Source organism: Streptomyces sp. URMC 127 (assembly GCF_051386535.1).
Lineage (GTDB): Bacteria > Actinomycetota > Actinomycetes > Streptomycetales > Streptomycetaceae > Streptomyces.
On record NZ_JBPQTW010000476.1, the window covers coordinates 1 to 758 of the forward strand.

The following is a 758-nucleotide window of genomic DNA, read 5'->3' on the forward strand; positions in this document are numbered from 1 at the left end:
CCCCCGCCGTCCCCGCAGCTCACCTCCCAGCTCGCGGCGGCGCTCGGCCAGGGCCTGCCGGGCACGGTCGAGGCCGACCTGTGCCTGCTCGTCCCCGACCCGGGGCCCCGGGCCCGCCCCGCCCTGGAGGCGGCCCTGGACGCGGCGCTCGGCGGCCGCCCGGCCGCCGTCGGCCACTCCGTGCCCGTCGCCGAGGCCGCCGCGTCGCTGCGCTGGGCGCGCCGGCTGCTCGGGCTCGCCGCGGCGGTGTCCGGGCCGGCCGAGCGCGTCGCCTTCGTCGACGACCACCTGTCGGACCTGCTCGTCCTGCAGGACGAATCCCTGGCCCGGGCCCTGTCCGCGCGGTGGCTGCGCCCCCTGGACGACCTCACCCCGCGGCAGAGCGAACGCCTGGAAGTGACGCTGCTGGCCTGGCTGGAGAGCGGCGGCGCCCCGGAGGCGGCGCGCACGCTCAACGTGCACCCGCAGACGGTGCGCTACCGCCTGCGCCAGATCGAGAAGCTCTTCGGGCCCGCGATGCGCGAGCCGCACAGCCGCTTCGAGCTGGAGCTCGCCCTGCGCAGCCGCCGCCTCCTGGACAGGGCCCGCCTGCTGCGCTCGCGCGCGCACGGCTCCGCCCGCGCCCTCGGCGCCGCGGTCCACCCCCTCGGAACGGCGGGCCGCACGGCCCGGGTCAACGGCCTGTGACGGGGCAGGTGGCTGCGGGATGACGGACGTACGCGACGGCCCCGGACCGGCGGTCCGGGGCCGTCGCCTTC

1 protein-coding gene is annotated in these 758 nt (G+C 79.4%); it reads left to right on the forward strand.

Annotated features, from left to right (window positions below; all coding sequences use genetic code 11):
- A partial coding sequence (locus tag ACSNOH_RS34990; RefSeq protein WP_436725473.1) for a PucR family transcriptional regulator occupies window positions 1-687 on the forward strand: 687 nt, incomplete at its 5' end.
- Window positions 688-758 lie beyond the last annotated feature (71 nt).